A 16,638-nucleotide genomic window follows, 5' to 3' on the forward strand; every position below is an offset into this window, starting at 1 on the left:
ATCCACCTCTTTTGTTTCCGTACAGACACAGTGGTGGATTACGCCTTCGGCGAATCCACCCTACGCAGCTACGGCACCTTCATCCGCGGCGCGCCGCTTCCAGCGCCTGCGGCGTGTCGATGTCGAGGAAGGCGCTCTCGCCATCCACGGGGACTTCGGCCACGGCTTCAGTGTGCTTGGCGATCAGATGGCGCGCGCCGACGTCGCCGTCGAGCGTCATCAATTCCTTGAAGAAGCGGCGCGACCACAGCACGGGATTGCCGCGGCGCCCGTCGCTGACGGGCACGACGATGAGGTTGCCGCGGTCCGGCGCAAAGCCGTCGATGAGACGGTCGATCAGGCCGGCATCGATCAGCGGCATGTCGCCCAAACAGACCACGGCGCCGTCGCAAGCCTCAGGCACGGCCGCAATGCCGGCCTTGACCGAGCTCGCGATGCCGCCGGCGAAATCCGGGTTGCGGACGAATTTCACCTTCAAGCCTTGCAGCGCCTGCTCGACCAGCTCGGTCTGGTGGCCGGTGACGACGATCACCTCGGAGGCCTTGGAGGCCAGCGCCTGCTCGGTCGCGATCCGCACCAGCTTCTTGCCGTCGAGCTCGGCGAGCAGCTTGTTCGGTCCGCCCATCCGGGTCGAGCGGCCCGCCGCGAGCACGATGGCCGCGACCTGGCTGTTGCCCTCGATCGCGGGTTCTGCGCGCGGCTGCGGCCGCGTGACGATCTCCATCAGGAGGCCGCCGACGCCCATGCCCATCAACTCGGAACGCGTCACCTTGATGCCGGCGAGCAGCCGCATCAGCACCCAGTCAAATCCGTTCTCGACCGGCGAGCGTGCGCAGCCCGGGGCGCCAAGCACCGGCACCCCGCCGGCCCGCGCGATCAGCAGCAAATTGCCGGGATCGACCGGCATGCCGAAATGCTCGATCTCGCCGCCGATCCCGGTGACGGCCGCGGGAATGACGTCGCGGCGGTCGGCGATCGCGGATGCCCCGAACACGATGACGAGTTCCGCACCAAGCCCGAGCAATTCCTTGATCGCGGCCGACAGCGCCCGCTCCTCGTGCTGGACCCGCCGCTCGGCAATGATGCTGGCGCCGGCCGGCGCGAGTCGCTCGGCGGTAACGCGCAGCGTCTTGTCGATCACCTTCGACGAGAGGCCCGGCAGCAGCGTCGAGACCACGCCGACGCGCTTGATGACGTAGGGCGCGATCTTCAGCACGTCCCTGCCCGCCGCCTTCACCGCGGCATCGCGCAAATTGCCTTCGACGCCGAACGGGATGATCTTGACGGTGCCGACCATCTCACCCTCGACCACCGGCTTGTAGGCGGAGAGCGTCGCAAAGGTGATGGCCTCGTCGATGTTGTTGATGCGGTCAACCGCGGCGCGGTCGATCACCAGCACGCCCGGGCGTGCGGCGAACAGATTGGCGCGGCCGGTGAAGGCGCGCTCGACATGAATGCCCTCGCCGCCGACGGCCAGCGCGATGCTGGCGGCGGCGACATCCTCGGAGACGTCGCCCTCCTCCATGCGCACCACCACCACGTCCTTGATGCCGGCGCGCGTCAACGCCTCGACCTCGGCCGGGCCGATCGTCGTGCCTTTCTTCAGCACCAGCGGACCCTGGCGGAGGGTGTGGACGGTCACCCCGCCGATCGCATCCTTGGGGCTCGCCGGTCCGAATTTCATGCCGCTTCTTCTTTTTCTTTGGGAGGCAGGCGCAGCACCGCCGTGATCTCGGCCATGATCGACACCGCGATCTCGGACGGCGAGACCGCGCCGATCGCCAGCCCAATGGGCGCGTGGATGCGCGCGATATCGCTGTCCTTGGCGCCCTGCGCGCGCAGCCGGTCGCCGCGCTTGGCATGCGTCTTTCGCGAGCCGAGCGCGCCGATATAGAAGCAGTTGCGCTCGAAGGCGTGCAGCAGCGCGGGATCGTCGATCTTCGGATCGTGCGTCACCGCGACGAAAGCCGTGTAGGCATCGACATCCAGCGGCGGCAGCGCCGTGTCGGGCCATTCGGCGACCAGGGGAATGTCAGGAAAGCGCTCCGCGCTCGCAAATGCCGTGCGGGGATCGACCACCGTGACGTCGTAACCGAGCGAGCGCGCCAGCGGCGCCAAGGCCTGGCTGATATGGACCGCGCCGACGATGACGAGCTTTGCGGTCGGCGCGTAGACGTTGAGGAACAGCTTTTTGCCGCCGGCTTCGACACTGGCGCTCTTGCCCATGCGAAGCTGCTTGTCCAGTTCGGCCCGCAGCGGGTCTTTTGCAAAATCCGCAGCCTTCACCAGACGCTGCTCGCCGGTCTCGGTGTCGGTCACCAAAATCGCCGGCCGGCGCGCGGCGCGCTCGGCATTGAGTTCGTGCAGGGTTGCGAGCTTCACGGCTAGCCGACCTTCTCGACGAAGACGCGGATGGTGCCGCCGCAGGACAGCCCGACATTCCAGGCCGTCTCATCGGCAACGCCAAACTCCAGCATCCTGGGCTTGCCGCTCTGGATCACGTCCATGGCCTCGGTGACCACGGCGCCCTCGACGCAGCCGCCGGAGACCGACCCCAGGAACGTGCCCTCATCGTTGATGACGAGGCTCGAGCCCGCCGGGCGCGGTGCCGAGCCCCAGGTCTCGACAACGGTGGCCAGCGCGACGCCCCGGCCGGCCTTCTGCCAATCCTCCGCCGCCTTCAGAATATCCTCGTCGCGATCGAGCATGGCTTAACCTCTCAAGCTGCGGAACGGATCAGGCTGCGGTGGTGCGGCGGCAGCGGCCGGGAGAGCGTGGTGATCAGCTCCTGGATCGAACTCAAATTATGTACCGGGCGGAATTCGTCAACGTGCGGAAGCATCATTTTGATGCCCTGGGCCTTGGCCTCGAAGCCGCCGAACCGCAGCAGCGGGTTGAGCCAGATCAGTCGCCGGCAGGACCGGTGCAGCCGGTCCATCTCGAAGGCGAGCCTGGAATCGGCCTCCCGCTCCAGCCCGTCGGAGATCAGCAGCACGATGGCGCCCTGGCTCAGCACGCGCCGCGCCCACAATTTGTTGAAGTTGTGCAGCGAGGCCGAAATCCGGGTGCCGCCGGCCCAGTCCTCGACCGAGGCCGAGCAGTTCGCCAGCGCCTCATCGGGGTCGCGCTGGCGCAGCGCCCGGGTGACGTTGGTCAGCCGGGTGCCGAACAGGAACACCGAGACGCGCTTTCGCGCATCCCCGATGGCGTGCAGGAAATGCAGGAACAATCGGGTGTACTCGCTCATCGAGCCCGAGATATCGAGCAGCGCGACGATCGGCGCCGGCTTCTCGATGCGCCCGAGGCGATGGATGTCGATGATGTCACCGCCGGTGCGCAAGGACGCGCGCAGCGTGCGGCGCAAATCGAGACGAAGCCCGCGGGGATCGGGCCGCTGCCGGCGCGTGAGAAGCTCGGCCTGCGGCAGCCGCATCCGCTCGACGGCGTGGAGCGCTTCGGTGATCTCAGCCGCGCTCATCTGCGCGAAATCCTTCTTCTGAAGGATCTCCTTGTCGGAGACCGACAGGCGCAAATCCTGCTCCTGGTGCTGCGGCGTCTCCGTCATCCGCGGCTGCGACATCGCCTCCTGCACGCGGCGGGAGCCGGCCTGCGGCTTCTTCTTGGCCTGCTCCGGCAACGGCACCGAATCCAGCATGTGCTTCCACTCTTCCGAGGCGCGGAAGAACAGGTTGAAGGCCTGCCTGAAGATCAGCGCATGCTCGTGGCGCTTGACGAAGATCGCCTCCAGCGTGGTGAAGACGTCGGCGCGGTTGCCGATGTCGATCACCTGGAGCGCGCTCATGGCATCGATGACGGCACCCGGCCCGACCGGCATGCTGGCTGCACGCAACGCGCGGGCGAAACCGACGATGTTGTCGGCGAACTGCTCGGTTTGCTCGGGCGCCAGGTGGTTGATGGCCATGGTCTCGTATCCATCCCCTCGTCATTCCGGGGCGCGCCACTTGGCGCGAGCCCGGAATCCATACTCACGGCGCGCTTGGCCCTTGGGCCATTCGCGCAAAAGACAACAACCAAGCGCGCCGCCTTTGGTTTTCCGCGAATGCGGCAAGCCGCAAGCGCGGGCGTGGTTATGAATTCCGGGCTCGACGCTGCGCGTCGCCCCGGAATGACGGGAGCACTAATGACGCGAGATCAATTCTCGCTCGTCGCTTCCTTCAACACCTTCTGCAAGGTATCGCCCTGCATCCGGGTGATGTCGTCCTGATACTTGAGCAGCGCCCCCAGCGTGTCGCCGACCACTTGCGGGGTCAGCGAGCGGGCATCGAGCTCCGACAGCGCTGTGGCCCAATCGATGGTCTCGGCGACCCCCGGCGACTTGTAGAAATCCTGGTTGCGCAACGCCTGGACGAAACGCACGACCTGCTGCGACAGCTTGGCCGAGATGCCGGGCACGCGCGTCTTGACGATCGCGAGCTCGCGCTCGGCTTCGGGATAGTCGACCCAGTGATAGAGACAGCGCCGCTTCAGCGCGTCATGGATCTCGCGGGTACGGTTGGAGGTGATGATGACGATCGGCGGATGCGGCGCCTTCACGGTGCCGAATTCGGGAATGGTCACCTGGAAGTCGCTGAGGATTTCGAGCAGATATGCCTCGAACGCCTCGTCGGCGCGGTCGAGCTCGTCGATCAGCAGCACCGGCGGCCCGGCGACGTCGGGCTCCAGCGCCTGTAGCAGCGGCCGCTTGATCATGTAGCGGTCCGCGAAGATATCGGACGAGAGCTGATCGCGGTCGGTGTCGCCGGCGGCTTCCGCCATCCGGATCGCGATCATCTGCGCGGCGCTGTTCCACTCGTAGACGGCGGAGGAGACGTCGAGGCCCTCGTAGCACTGCAGGCGGATCAGCTTCCGCCCCAGCGCCGCCGACAGCACCTTGGCGATCTCGGTCTTGCCGACGCCGGCCTCGCCCTCCAGGAACAGCGGCCGGCCCATGCGCAGCGACAGATAGGTCACCGTCGCCAGCGATCGCTCCGCGAGATAACCGCGCGAAGTCAAAAGTTCGAGCATCGCATCGACCGATGCCGGCATGGCCGTGAGAGTCATGAAAAAGCCAGTCTCGCTACGCCCTCACCGGGGACAAGTTTGGGCCGAGGCGTGAGGTTCACTCACTCCTTGGCGTTGGCGGCGTCGAGGGCGCGCCGCGTCAGCACCCCGATGAGATGCGCACGGTATTCGGCGCTGCCGTGGATGTCGCTGTTGAGGCCTTCCGCCGGCACCTCGATGCCGTCAAGCGCTTTCGCGGCGAAGCGCTTCTTCAGGGCTTCCTCGAACCCGGTGACGCGGAACACGCCTTCGGAGCCGGCGCCGGTGACGGCGACGCGCACGTCCGAAGGACGCCGCGCCACGAACACGCCGACCAGCGCATAGCGCGAGGCCTGGTTGCGGAACTTGATGTAGGCCGCCTTCTTCGGCAGCGGGAACATCACCTTGGTGATGATCTCATCGGCTTCGAGCGCCGTCGTGAACAGGCCCTGGAAATACTCTTCCGCCTTGAGGCGGCGCTTGTTGGTGACGATGGTGGCGCCGAGCGCGAGCACCGCGGCCGGATAGTCCGCAGTCGGATCGTTGTTGGCGAGCGAGCCGCCGATCGTGCCCTTGTGGCGCACGGCGGGATCGCCGATCTGGCTGGCAAGATTGGCCAGCGCCGGGATCGCCTCACCGACGATCGCAGAGCTTGCGACCTCGGCATGCCTGGCGGTGGCGCCGATCACGAGCGCGCGGCCCTTCATCTCGATCGTGTTGAGCCCCTCGATATGGGAGAGGTCGACCAGATGCGGCGGGCTCGCGAGACGCTGCTTCATGACGGGAATCAGCGTGTGGCCGCCGGCGATCACCTTGGCGTCTTCGTTCTTCACCAGGAGGTTGGCCGCCTGGCGAACGGTCCCAGGGCGATGGTATTTGAATTCGTACATCTGAATGTCCTGATCGCAGAATGCGCGCGCGGTTAGGCGAGATCGGATTTCGCCATCGCCTTGGCGCCGGCGGAGATCGAAGCGACGATGTTCTGGTAGCCGGTGCAACGGCAGAGATTGCCTTCAAGTTCTTCCCGGATCGTATGGTCGTCGAGCTCGTGGCCCTTGCGATGGACGATGTCGATCGCCGTCATGATCATGCCCGGCGTGCAGAAGCCGCACTGCAGGCCATGGTGCTCGCGGAAGGCCTCCTGCATCGGATGCAGCGGAGCGCCGTCGGCGGCCAATCCCTCGATCGTCTTGACCTCGTGACCGTCGGCCATCACCGCCAGCGTGGTGCAGGACTTAACGGCCTTGCCGTCGAGATGCACGACACAGGCGCCGCACTGCGAGGTGTCGCAGCCGACATGGGTGCCGGTGAGGCGCAGATTCTCGCGCAGGAACTGCACCAGAAGGGTGCGGGGATCAACGTTGGCCGTGACAGGATTGCCGTTCACGATGAGGGAGATTTTTGCCATAAGCACTCTCTATCAGCGCCCCGACGGGTCCCGTCGAAGCGGTTCTTATAATTATTCCAACCCATCATATGGGCCATTATGCCCGGGGGCAACATCGCCCCGGACGCAAGGCGCCATGCCGAAAGGCGATAGCCTTCAGCCCTGTACCGCCTTGGCGAAGTTCGCGAAAAATTCGTCGGCCAGTTTCTTGGCGGTGCCGTTGATGAGGCGCTGGCCCAGCTGCGCCAACTTGCCGCCGATCTGCGCCTCGACCTCATAGGAGAGCAGCGTACCGCCGTCCTTCTCCGCGAGCTTGACCGCGGCGCCGCCCTTGGCGAAGCCGGCCACCCCGCCCTCGCCTTCGCCGGAGATCTTGTAGCCGTTCGGCGGGTCGAGATCGGAGAGTGTGACCTTGCCCTTGAAGCGCGCCGACACCGGCCCGACCTTCATTTTCGCCGTCGCGCGAAAGCCGCCGTCGTCGGTCTTCTCCAGCTCCTCGCAGCCGGGGATGCAGGCCTTCAGCACCTCGGGATTGTTGAGCTTCTCCCACACGGCCTCGCGCGGCGCCGCAAGCTGGACTTCGCCGTTCATCGTCATGGCCATGGGGTACCTCCCGGTTGCTTCGCTATAATGCTGCTCAAGTAACGCACGGAGGCCGCAAAGGAAAGGGCAGCCCCCGGCCACGTGCAATGCATATTCGCAACTGCAAAAAGCTTTGCGCCGATGGTTTGGGATTGGCAGAGCCGGGGCATGGTGATTAGGTCCCGCGCAACATGAGCACAGCCCTCTCCCCCCTGCTCGCGCCGATGCTGTCGAGCCCATCCATGCGCGTGGTCTGCGACGACCGGTCGACCCTCCAGAACATGCTCGATTTTGAGGCAGCCCTGGCGCGCGCCGAGGCCGCCACGGATGTGATTCCCGCATCCGCGGTGGGCCCGATCGAAGCCGCGTGCAAGGCTGATAACTTTGACATGGCCGCTCTCGGCGAGGCCGCGACGCGATCCGGCAATCTCGCGATTCCCCTGGTCAAGGCGCTCACGGCCAACGTCGGCAAGGCCGATGCGGAGGCCGCGCGCTACGTCCATTGGGGCGCAACGAGCCAGGATGTCATCGACACCGCGACCATGCTCACGCTTCGCGCCGGCATCGATGCGCTGGACGCCGACCTCAGCCGCGCCATCAAGGGCTTTGCCGCGCTGGCGCGGAGCCATCGCAACACCGCGATGGTGGCACGGACCTGGCTCCAGCACGCGCTGCCGATGCCGTTCGGCCTGAAGGCTGCGGAATACGCATCGAGCCTTGCCCGCGCCCGCTGCCGCCTGCGGCGGCTCTCCCGCGAGGGCCTTGCGCTGCAATTCGGCGGCGCGGCCGGCACGCTCGCGGCTCTCGGCGACAAGGGGCTCGTCGTTGCAGAGCGATTGGCGCAGGAGCTCAACCTGCCGCTGCCGGAAGCGCCCTGGCACACCCATCGCGACCGGATCGCCGAAGCCGCATCCTGCCTTGCGATTCTCGCCGGAAGCTGCGGCAAGATCGCGCGCGACGTCTCGCTGATGATGCAGACCGATGTTGGCGAAGCGTTCGAGCCCGCCGGCGAAGGCCGCGGCGGCTCCTCGACCATGCCGCACAAGCGCAACCCGGTCGCGGCCGCGAGCGCGCTGGGATGCGCGACCATGGCGCCGCAGCTCGCCGCCACGATTTTTGCAGCCCAGGTGCAGGACCATGAGCGCAGCGCCGGCCCCTGGCACGCGGAATGGCCGACGCTGCCGCAATTGATGCTGGTCGCCTCGGGCGCGCTCGCCGCCATCGTCGACATCGCGGAGGGCCTCGACGTCGATGCCGCGCGCATGCGCAGCAATCTCGATACGACGCATGGGCTCATCATGGCGGAAGCCGTCACGTTTGCGCTGGCCGACAAGATCGGCAAGAGCGATGCGCATCATCTGATCGAGGCCGCGAGCAAGCGCGCGGTCGCCGAGAAGAAGCACCTGCGCGACGTGCTGTCGGCCGATTCGCAGGTCACGGCGCATCTTTCGCCGGAAAAAATTGCGGCATTGTTCGAGCCGATGGCCTATCAAGGGGCTTCCCAAGCCCTGATCGACCGGCTGCTCGACAGCCTCGAGCGGGATTGATTGTTTGAGCATGATCTTTTTCGGAAAACCGCTCCACACTTTTCCGGATCATGCTCCAGAACGGAGACGCCCAGCATGCCCATGATCGATGCCGACGGTTGCCTGATCAACGTCTCCGTCGAGGGCCGCGACGGCGGGCCGACCCTGATGCTGTCCAACTCGCTCGGCTGCACGCTTCAGATGTGGGAGCCGCAGATGAAGGCGTTGACGCAGGTGTTCCGCGTCATCCGCTACGACCGCCGCGGCCACGGCAAGTCGAACGTTCCGCCCGGCCCCTATACGATGGAGCGCTTCGGCCGCGACGTGCTGGCGATCCTCGACGACCTCAACATCGAGAAGGTGCATTGGTGCGGGCTGTCGATGGGCGGCATGGTCGGGCAGTGGCTGGGTGCCAATGCGCCGGAGCGCTTCGGCAAGCTCATCCTCGCCAACACCTCCTGCTACTACGCCGAGCCGACCAAATGGCTGGAGCGCATCGACGCGGTGAAGAAGGGCGGCATCGCCGCGGTCGCCGATGCCGTGATCGCGGGCTGGCTGACCCAGGATTTCCGCGAGCGCGAGCCGCAGATCACGGCGAAGATGAGGTCGATGCTGCTCGCCTCCCCCGTCGAGGGCTATCTCGCCTGCTGCGAGGCGCTGTCGACGCTCGATCAGCGCGAGCTGCTCGCCAAGATCAAGAGCCCGACGCTGGTGATCGCCGGCCGCCACGACATGGCGACGCCGATCTCGGCGGGCGAATTGATCCGCTCCAACATTCCCGGCGCCAGCATGACCATCATCGACGCCGCCCACATTTCCAATGTCGAGCAGCCGCACGCGTTCACCGACGCTGTGGTCGGCTTCTTGACCCAGCGCTAACCACGGCCGTCATTGCGAGGAGCGTAGCGACGAAGCGATCCAGACTGCCTCCGCTGAAAGATTCTGGATTGCTTCGGTGCGCTCGCAATGACGAAGGAGGAAATACAAATGGACGACCAGAAGCGCCGCGATGCCGGCATGAATGTGCGCCGGAAGGTTTTGGGCAATGCCTGGGTCGACAAGTCGATCGCGAACCGCAATGCCTTCAACACCGACTTCCAGGACATGATCACGCGCTATGCCTGGGGCGAGATCTGGACGCGACCGCATTTCGACGAGCGCACGCGGCGCGTGCTCGTGATCGGCACCATGGTCGCGCTGGGGCAATGGGACGAATTCCGCCTGCATGTGCGCGCGGCGCTCGCCGAGGGCGGCTTCACCCCCGACGACATCAAGGAAATCCTGCTTCAGCAGGCAATCTATTGCGGCGTGCCGGCGGCGAACCACGCCGTCAAGGAAGCCTCAGCGATTGTGCAGGAGCTCGGCCTGCTCAAGAGCTAGCGGCGCGGCGGTCTCGACGGTTTTCTGAACGATCTTGGGCGCCGGCGCGGGCCGTTCGATCACCACCACGATGGCAGCGCCGAGCAGCAGCAGGAGCTCGGTGGCATGCAGCCGGAGCGCGGCCAGCTCGCCGACCTTCGAGGCCATCAACATGCTCGTAAACGAGATGAGGCTGCCGATCGCAAGCGCAATGCCGAGCGCCTCGTCGCTGCCGCCGTTCTTGCGGACGCGGGGAATGCAAAGAAGCGCAAGATAGATGGCAAAGAACGCCACCACCGTCAGCCGGCCCAGCGCCAGCAGCCAGGCGGCACGCACCGTGCTCATCCCCGCCATCTGAAGATGGTCGCTGAGGAACAGCGCCACCGCGACACTCGGCCGCTCGTAGAGGCCGTGCACCGGTGCCACCATGATGTTGAAGGCCACCAGCGCCCAGGCCGGGATGAAATAGGCCGCCAGCAGGGCGCCGTTGACCGAACCGATCCGCCAATTCCTGAACATGCCGCTTCCCGCTTCGCTCGCCGCGCGCCTTCCATGGGAAGGCTTTGCCGGGGAGCTAACTCGCATCAGACCATGGCGGCAATTTAAACCCTTTGTTTACCTTAACTGGCCCGCCGGGCGGCGCGCCCAAGGAAAAAGGCCCCGCCTCCCGGCGGGGCCCTCTTCACGTCTAGGCTCCGAAACTACTTGTCCTGACCGTGCTGGCCGCCCTGTTGCTGGCCGGGCTTCTCGCCCTGGCGCTGCGGATCCTGCTGCTGCTGTCCGGGTTTCTGGCCGCCGCCCTGCTGCTGACCTGGCTGTTGACCTGGGCGCTGCTGGCCGGGGTTCTGAGTCTGCTGGCCCGGATTCTGGTTCTGCTGCTTCGTCATTGGGGAAAACTCCCTTGTTGGACGTCAGAACGGAGGCAACGGCCGGCGTCCGATTTGGTTGCTCTGCGGAACCCGGTTCCTCGCACCTGCGGAACCGAAGAAGATGACATCCGTAGCGAAATGACCTCTGTACAAGCCTTTGTGTCGAGGCATGGCCAGTTGCAGCCGCCAGTTCCCTCCTGTTACAAAACGAGAAGAATGCTTAGGGGCTGCCGGGGCCCGAGAAGAAACTCAATCACACACTCTCTCAAAGAGCTCCCTTCGAGCCGCGTCAGGTTTGGTAACGGCAGCCCATGGATTATTTCGCCCAGCAGCTCATCAACGGTCTCGTTCTGGGCTCGATCTACGGCCTGATCGCCATCGGCTATACGATGGTCTACGGCATCGTCGGCATGATCAATTTCGCCCATGGCGATGTCTTCATGATCGGCGGCTTCATCGCCCTGATCACCTTCCTGATCCTGGTCTCGCTCGGCCTGACCGCGATCCCGGTGATCCTGCTGGTGGTGCTGCTGGTGTCGATGGCGATCACCGCGCTCTACGGCTGGACCATCGAGCGCATCGCCTACCGGCCCCTGCGTCACTCCTTCCGCCTCGCCCCGATGCTGTCGGCGATCGGTATGTCCTTCGTGCTGACCAATTATTCGCAGGTGGCGCAGGGCGCCCGCGTCAAGCCGATCCCGCCCTTCATCACCGGCGGCTATACGCTGCACGAAAGCGCGGACGGTTTTGTGATCCAGCTCTCCAACATCCAGATCATGGTGGTTCTCACCACCATCGTGCTGCTTGGGATCTTCACCTGGCTGGTGTCGCGCACCCGGCTGGGCCGCGACATGCGCGCCTGCGAGCAGGACCAGACCATGGCGGCGCTGCTCGGCGTCAACGTCGACCGCACCATCTCCATGACCTTCGTGATCGGCGCGGCACTCGCCGCGGTCGCGGGCCTGATGTACCTGCTCTATTACGGCCTGGTGGATTTCTTCATGGGCTTCGTCGCCGGCATCAAGGCGTTCACCGCAGCCGTGCTCGGCGGCATCGGCTCGCTGCCTGGCGCCATGCTGGGCGGTCTCGCGATCGGCCTGATCGAGACGTTCTGGTCGGCCTATTTCTCGGTCGAGTACAAGGACGTCGCGGCGTTCTCGATCCTGATCGTCGTGCTGATCTTCATGCCGACCGGCCTGCTCGGCCGTCCCGAAGTCGAAAAAGTCTAACGGTCGCCGCGTGACAGTTCTCTCGAGCAATACGCCCAAGCCTGCAACGGACATCCCCGCTCTGCTGAAGACGGCCTTCGTCAACGCCCTGATCGCGCTGGTGCTGTTCTCGCTGATGGTTGGCGTCCGCACCGAAGCGGGTTCCGACGGCCAGCTCACCTATTGGACCCGCTTCGGCGAGCTCGCCTCCCTCGTTGCCGCCGTGTTCGGCGGCTCGATCGTGCTCGGGCTTTTGCGACAGTGGATCGGTCCCAGCGGCACCGACAAGCTGGTGCCACCGGCTGTACGCAGCGGCATGTCGTTTCTGGGCCGCTACCTGGCGCCCGTTCTTCTGATCTTCACGGTGCTTGTGCCGGTGATCTTCTACGACCAGCGCTATATCCTCGATCTCGCGATCCTCGTGCTCACCTATGTGATGCTGGGCTGGGGGCTGAACGTCGTGGTCGGGCTCGCCGGCCTGCTCGATCTCGGCTACGTCGCCTTCTACGCAGTGGGCGCCTATTCCTACGCGCTGCTTGCCACCAATTTCGGCTGGTCGTTCTGGGTCTGCCTGCCGCTCGCCGGCATCCTCGCCGCGTTCTGGGGCGTGCTGCTCGGCTTCCCCGTGCTACGCCTGCGCGGCGACTATCTCGCCATCGTGACGCTCGCCTTCGGCGAAATCATCCGCCTCGTCATCATCAACTGGCAGAGCCTCACCGGCGGCCCCAACGGCGTCTCCAGCATTCCCCGCCCCTCCTTCTTCGGCATCCCGCTGGACAACAGTGACAACGGGCTCGCCGCAAGGCTCGGCATCGAATATTCGCCGACCCACCGCATCGTCTTCCTGTTCTATCTGATCCTGGCGCTTGCGCTGCTCACCAACTGGGTGACGATCCGGCTGCGCCGCCTGCCCATCGGCCGCGCCTGGGAGGCCTTGCGCGAGGACGAGGTCGCCTGCCGCGCGCTCGGCATCAACACCACGACCACCAAGCTCACAGCGTTCGCAACCGGCGCCATGTTCGGCGGCTTTGCCGGTGCGTTCTTCGCGACGCGCCAGGGCTTCATCAGTCCGGAATCCTTCACCTTCCAGGAATCGGCGCTGGTGCTCGCCATCGTCGTGCTCGGCGGCATGGGCTCGCAGCTCGGCGTCGCGCTCGCCGCGCTCGCCATGATCGGCGGCTTCGAGCTGTTCCGCGGCCTCGAGACCTACCGCATGCTGGTGTTCGGCATGGCCATGGTGCTGATCATGATCTGGCGGCCGCGCGGCCTGATCGGCCATCGCGCGCCGACCGTGTATCTGACCAAGGCGCAGGCGATCTCCTCCGACCTCGTCAAGGAAGGGCACGGATGAGCGGCGACAAGATTCTCGGTGTGGACCGGCTGACCATGCGCTTCGGTGGCATCGTCGCCGTGCAGGACCTGTCGTTTGCGGCCGAACGGAAGAAGATCACCGCGCTGATCGGACCGAACGGCGCCGGCAAGACCACCGTGTTCAACTGCATCACCGGCTTCTACAAGCCGAGCGGCGGCGCCATTCGCCTCACCCATGACGACGGCAAGGTGATTGCGCTGGAGCGGCTGAACGATTTTCGCATCGCCAAGCAGGCCAAGGTGGCGCGCACCTTCCAGAACATCCGCCTGTTTCCAGGCATGACCGCGCTGGAAAACCTGATGGTGGCGCAGCACAACGCGTTGATGCGCGCCTCCGGCTTCACTTTGCTCGGCCTCATCGGCGCGCCCGGCTACCGCGACGCCGAAAAGCGCGCGATCGACCTCGCCACCGACTGGCTGAAGCGGGTCAATCTGCTCGACCGCGCCGACGATGCCGCCGGCAATTTCGCCTATGGCGACCAGCGCCGGCTCGAGATTGCGCGCGCGATGTGCACCGAGCCCGCGCTTTTGTGCCTGGACGAGCCCGCCGCGGGTCTCAACGCGCGCGAGAGCGCGGCCTTGAGCGAGCTCCTGCTCTCGATCCGCGACGAGCTCGGCACCTCGATCCTGCTGATCGAGCACGACATGTCGGTGGTGATGGAGATCTCCGACCACATCGTGGTGATGGACCATGGCGTCAAGATCGCGGAAGGCTCGCCGCGCGAGATCCGCGACGATCCCAAGGTGATCGCCGCCTATCTCGGCACCGACGAGGAAGAGGCCGTGGCGGTGATGGAGAGCGGGTCGTGACGTCGTCCGCTCCCCTGCTGTCGATCCGGGGCCTGCGCGCCGCCTACGGCAAGATCGAGGCGCTGAAGGGCGTCGATGTCGAGATCAGCGCCGGCGAGATCGTCGCGCTGATCGGCGCCAACGGCGCCGGCAAGTCGACGCTGATGATGACGATCTTCGGCAAGCCGCGCGCCCGCGCCGGCCAGATCCTGTACGAAGGCCGCGACATCACCGACGTTCCCACCCATGAGATCGCCCATTTGCGCATCGCGCAATCGCCGGAAGGCCGCCGCATCTTCCCGCGGATGAGCGTGGCGGAAAACCTCCAGATGGGGGCGGATGCCACCGGATGCACCGACGCCGAACGCGAGGCCACGCTGCAACGCGTGTTCACGCTGTTCCCGCGGCTGAAGGAGCGCTACGCCCAGCGCGGCGGAACGCTGTCCGGCGGCGAGCAGCAGATGCTGGCAATCGGCCGCGCCCTGATGAGCCGCCCGCGCCTGCTTCTGCTCGACGAGCCCTCGCTCGGGCTGGCGCCGCTGATCGCGCGCCAGATTTTCGATGCGATCCGCACCCTGAACCGCCAGGACGGCCTGACGGTCCTGATCGTCGAGCAGAACGCCAACCATGCGCTGAAGCTCGCCCATCGCGGTTACGTCATGGTCAACGGCCTGATCACGCTGGCCGGCACTGGCGCCGAGTTGTTGCAGCGCCCCGAGATTCGCGCCGCCTACCTGGAAGGCGGCCGGCACGGCTGAGGCTGCCCGACGGCGGAGCCCGTGCGGCCGAATGTGGCGAGATATCTACGCCAATGCCCGTATTTTGCCGGTGACTTCTCCCGAGATTCATTCAAGAATGGCGCCGGTTTGGACCGGGCGTACCCGGCAACTTCCACAGGCGACCACCCGCGAGGTATCTCATGAAATCACTGAAGCTCATCGGTCTGGCATTCGGCGCGTCGATCGCGCTATCGAGCGCGGCGTTCGCGCAGGATGTCACCGTCGCAGTCGCAGGCCCGATGACTGGCGGAGAGTCCGCCTTCGGCCGCCAGATGAAGAACGGCGCCGAAATGGCCGTGGCTGACATCAACGCCGCCGGCGGCGTCAACGGCAAGAAGCTCGCGCTATCCGTCGAGGACGACGCTTGCGACCCGAAGCAGGCGCGCTCGATCGCCGAGAAGATCGCCGGCTCGAAAATCCCGTTCGTGGCCGGGCACTATTGCTCGTCGTCGTCGATCCCCGCCTCCGAGGCCTATGCGGACGGCAACGTCCTTCAGATCACCCCGGCCTCGACCAACCCGCTCTTCACCGAGCGCAAGCTCTGGAACGTGGCGCGTGTCTGCGGCCGTGATGATCAGCAGGGCCTGATCGCGGCGCAGTACATCGCCAAGAACTTCAAGGGCAAGAACATCGCGATCCTCAACGACAAGACCACCTACGGCAAGGGTCTTGCCGACGAGACCAAGAAGGCGCTCAACAAAGCCGGCGTCACCGAGAAGATGTACGAGTCCTATAACAAGGGCGACAAGGACTTCAACGCGATCGTCTCGCGCCTGAAGCGCGACAACATCGACCTCGTCTATGTCGGCGGCTATCACCAGGAGAGCGGCCTCATCCTGCGCCAGATGCGCGACCAGGGCCTCAAGACGATCCTGATGGCCGGCGACGCTCTCGCCGACAAGGAGTACGCCTCCATCACCGGCCCCGCCGGCGAAGGCACCCTGTTCACCTTCGGCCCCGATCCGCGCAACAAGCCGACCGCCAAGAAGATCGTCGACGCCTTCAAGGCCAAGAACATCGACCCCGAAGGCTATACGCTCTACACCTACGCGGCGATGCAGGTCTGGTCGCAGGCGGCCAAGAAGGCCGGCACCACCGACGCCAAGAAGGTCATGGAGGCGATGAAGGCCGGCAAGTGGGACACCGTGATCGGGCCGATCGAGTATGACGCCAAGGGCGACATCAAGCAGCTCGACTACGTCGTCTACAAATGGGATGCCAAGGGCGGCTACGCCGAGATCAAGGGCAGCGGCACCTAAGACAGGATACCTGACCTTTTAATCAGATCAATCCAACGCCCCGGTTCGCCGGGGCGTTTTCTTTCGCCGTGCGGTCACACGGCTGCGGAGAGCTCGCCGCCCGCCGCAGCCTGGGCCTTGTGCAGCGCTTGCAGGAGATCGTTCGGCCGAAATGGCTTTTGCAGGCATATCACGTCGGCCAGACCAGGCGCCTCGCCCATGAAGTCCAGTGCGGTCATGCCGGAGACCGCGACGATCGGAAACCCGGGAACTCGCTCGCGAATGGCCACCATGACGTCGACGCCGCTGGTGTCGGCCAGGAAAATATCGACGATCGCGGCATCGAAAGCGCCCTCGCTGAAGGCTTTCAGGCCCGCTGCGCCGCTCTCGGCCTCGACGACGTCGAAACGGTTGACCCGAAGAACGATCGCGACCATGGCGCGGACCTCCTTCTGGTCGTCGACAACGAGGACACGGCGCATGGGAACAA

19 protein-coding genes are annotated in these 16,638 nt (G+C 65.5%); 8 read left to right on the top strand and 11 right to left on the bottom strand.

All coding sequences use genetic code 11. The features are described from left to right. Positions 1-79 precede the first annotated feature (79 nt). The 8 genes from AB7008_RS32430 to AB7008_RS32465 all read right to left on the bottom strand — a co-directional run bounded on the left by AB7008_RS32430 (position 80) and on the right by AB7008_RS32465 (position 7,030). Entirely contained in the window at positions 80-1,684 is a 1,605-nt protein-coding gene (locus AB7008_RS32430) for an NTP transferase domain-containing protein (protein ID WP_039152030.1), read from the bottom strand. Next, positions 1,681-2,382: an XdhC family protein gene (locus tag AB7008_RS32435; RefSeq protein ID WP_014494198.1), complete on the bottom strand. Its 702-nt coding sequence runs from the start codon at positions 2,380-2,382 to the stop codon at positions 1,681-1,683. Before AB7008_RS32435 ends, AB7008_RS32430 begins: the two co-directional genes overlap by 4 nt. A gap of 2 nt (positions 2,383-2,384) precedes the next feature. Continuing rightward, positions 2,385-2,708 (bottom strand): XdhC family protein, encoded by a 324-nt coding sequence (locus AB7008_RS32440; RefSeq protein WP_007602422.1) that lies wholly within the window; start codon positions 2,706-2,708, stop codon positions 2,385-2,387. Between the two features lie 11 nt (positions 2,709-2,719). Continuing rightward, on the bottom strand, positions 2,720-3,922 hold the full coding sequence (locus AB7008_RS32445) for a vWA domain-containing protein (RefSeq protein ID WP_014494197.1): 1,203 nt from the start codon (positions 3,920-3,922) through the stop codon (positions 2,720-2,722). A 230-nt stretch (positions 3,923-4,152) separates the two neighbouring features. Beyond that, the gene (locus AB7008_RS32450) at positions 4,153-5,061 is read right to left on the bottom strand and encodes an AAA family ATPase (RefSeq protein WP_028158471.1); all 909 of its coding nucleotides are present in this window, start codon (positions 5,059-5,061) and stop codon (positions 4,153-4,155) included. Between the two features lie 62 nt (positions 5,062-5,123). Then, the gene (locus tag AB7008_RS32455; protein ID WP_441260114.1) at positions 5,124-5,930 is read right to left on the bottom strand and encodes an FAD binding domain-containing protein; all 807 of its coding nucleotides are present in this window, start codon (positions 5,928-5,930) and stop codon (positions 5,124-5,126) included. A 32-nt stretch (positions 5,931-5,962) separates the two neighbouring features. After that, positions 5,963-6,448, bottom strand: a complete 486-nt coding sequence (locus tag AB7008_RS32460) for a (2Fe-2S)-binding protein (RefSeq protein ID WP_014494194.1) — start codon at positions 6,446-6,448, stop codon at positions 5,963-5,965. 135 nt (positions 6,449-6,583) lie between these two features. Further along, on the bottom strand, positions 6,584-7,030 hold the full coding sequence (locus tag AB7008_RS32465; RefSeq protein WP_014494193.1) for an SRPBCC family protein: 447 nt from the start codon (positions 7,028-7,030) through the stop codon (positions 6,584-6,586). A 170-nt stretch (positions 7,031-7,200) separates the two neighbouring features. On the opposite strand from AB7008_RS32465, the gene AB7008_RS32470 reads away from it, so the two are divergent. From AB7008_RS32470 to AB7008_RS32480, 3 genes are all read left to right on the top strand, one after another. Beyond that, a complete protein-coding gene (locus tag AB7008_RS32470; RefSeq protein WP_441260115.1) occupies positions 7,201-8,556 on the top strand; it encodes a 3-carboxy-cis,cis-muconate cycloisomerase in 1,356 nt (451 codons plus the stop codon). Positions 8,557-8,631: 75 nt separating this feature from the next. Next, positions 8,632-9,414, top strand: coding sequence for a 3-oxoadipate enol-lactonase (gene pcaD / locus AB7008_RS32475; protein ID WP_441260116.1), 783 nt, complete (start codon positions 8,632-8,634; stop codon positions 9,412-9,414). 108 nt (positions 9,415-9,522) lie between these two features. After that, positions 9,523-9,915 (top strand): carboxymuconolactone decarboxylase family protein, encoded by a 393-nt coding sequence (locus AB7008_RS32480; protein ID WP_014494190.1) that lies wholly within the window; start codon positions 9,523-9,525, stop codon positions 9,913-9,915. Here the strand turns inward: AB7008_RS32480 and AB7008_RS32485 are convergent. Further along, positions 9,877-10,413 (bottom strand): hypothetical protein, encoded by a 537-nt coding sequence (locus AB7008_RS32485; RefSeq protein ID WP_441260117.1) that lies wholly within the window; start codon positions 10,411-10,413, stop codon positions 9,877-9,879. The two genes, AB7008_RS32480 and AB7008_RS32485, sit on opposite strands and share 39 nt — an antisense overlap. 182 nt (positions 10,414-10,595) lie before the next feature. Beyond that, positions 10,596-10,781, bottom strand: a complete 186-nt coding sequence (locus tag AB7008_RS32490) for a hypothetical protein (RefSeq protein ID WP_014494188.1) — start codon at positions 10,779-10,781, stop codon at positions 10,596-10,598. A 293-nt stretch (positions 10,782-11,074) separates the two neighbouring features. Between AB7008_RS32490 and AB7008_RS32495 the strand changes: the two genes are divergently transcribed. From AB7008_RS32495 to AB7008_RS32515, 5 genes are all read left to right on the top strand, one after another. Beyond that, positions 11,075-11,992, top strand: a complete 918-nt coding sequence (locus tag AB7008_RS32495; protein ID WP_014494187.1) for an ABC transporter permease subunit — start codon at positions 11,075-11,077, stop codon at positions 11,990-11,992. 10 nt (positions 11,993-12,002) lie between these two features. Next, positions 12,003-13,322, top strand: coding sequence for a high-affinity branched-chain amino acid ABC transporter permease LivM (livM, locus tag AB7008_RS32500; RefSeq protein ID WP_441260118.1), 1,320 nt, complete (start codon positions 12,003-12,005; stop codon positions 13,320-13,322). After that, positions 13,319-14,152 carry an ABC transporter ATP-binding protein gene (locus AB7008_RS32505; RefSeq protein ID WP_028147451.1) on the top strand — a complete coding sequence of 278 codons (834 nt, stop codon included), beginning with the start codon at positions 13,319-13,321 and terminating at the stop codon, positions 14,150-14,152. Before livM ends, AB7008_RS32505 begins: the two co-directional genes overlap by 4 nt. Next, positions 14,149-14,889 (top strand): ABC transporter ATP-binding protein, encoded by a 741-nt coding sequence (locus AB7008_RS32510; protein WP_014494184.1) that lies wholly within the window; start codon positions 14,149-14,151, stop codon positions 14,887-14,889. Before AB7008_RS32505 ends, AB7008_RS32510 begins: the two co-directional genes overlap by 4 nt. Before the next feature lie 161 nt (positions 14,890-15,050). Beyond that, the gene (locus AB7008_RS32515; RefSeq protein WP_028158464.1) at positions 15,051-16,169 is read left to right on the top strand and encodes a branched-chain amino acid ABC transporter substrate-binding protein; all 1,119 of its coding nucleotides are present in this window, start codon (positions 15,051-15,053) and stop codon (positions 16,167-16,169) included. A gap of 74 nt (positions 16,170-16,243) precedes the next feature. Here the strand turns inward: AB7008_RS32515 and AB7008_RS32520 are convergent, their stop codons facing one another. Continuing rightward, complete coding sequence (locus AB7008_RS32520) at positions 16,244-16,630, bottom strand: response regulator (RefSeq protein ID WP_028158463.1); 387 nt, start codon at positions 16,628-16,630, stop codon at positions 16,244-16,246. Positions 16,631-16,638 lie beyond the last annotated feature (8 nt).

Source organism: Bradyrhizobium sp. 521_C7_N1_3, from assembly GCF_052075975.1.
GTDB lineage: Bacteria > Pseudomonadota > Alphaproteobacteria > Rhizobiales > Xanthobacteraceae > Bradyrhizobium > Bradyrhizobium japonicum.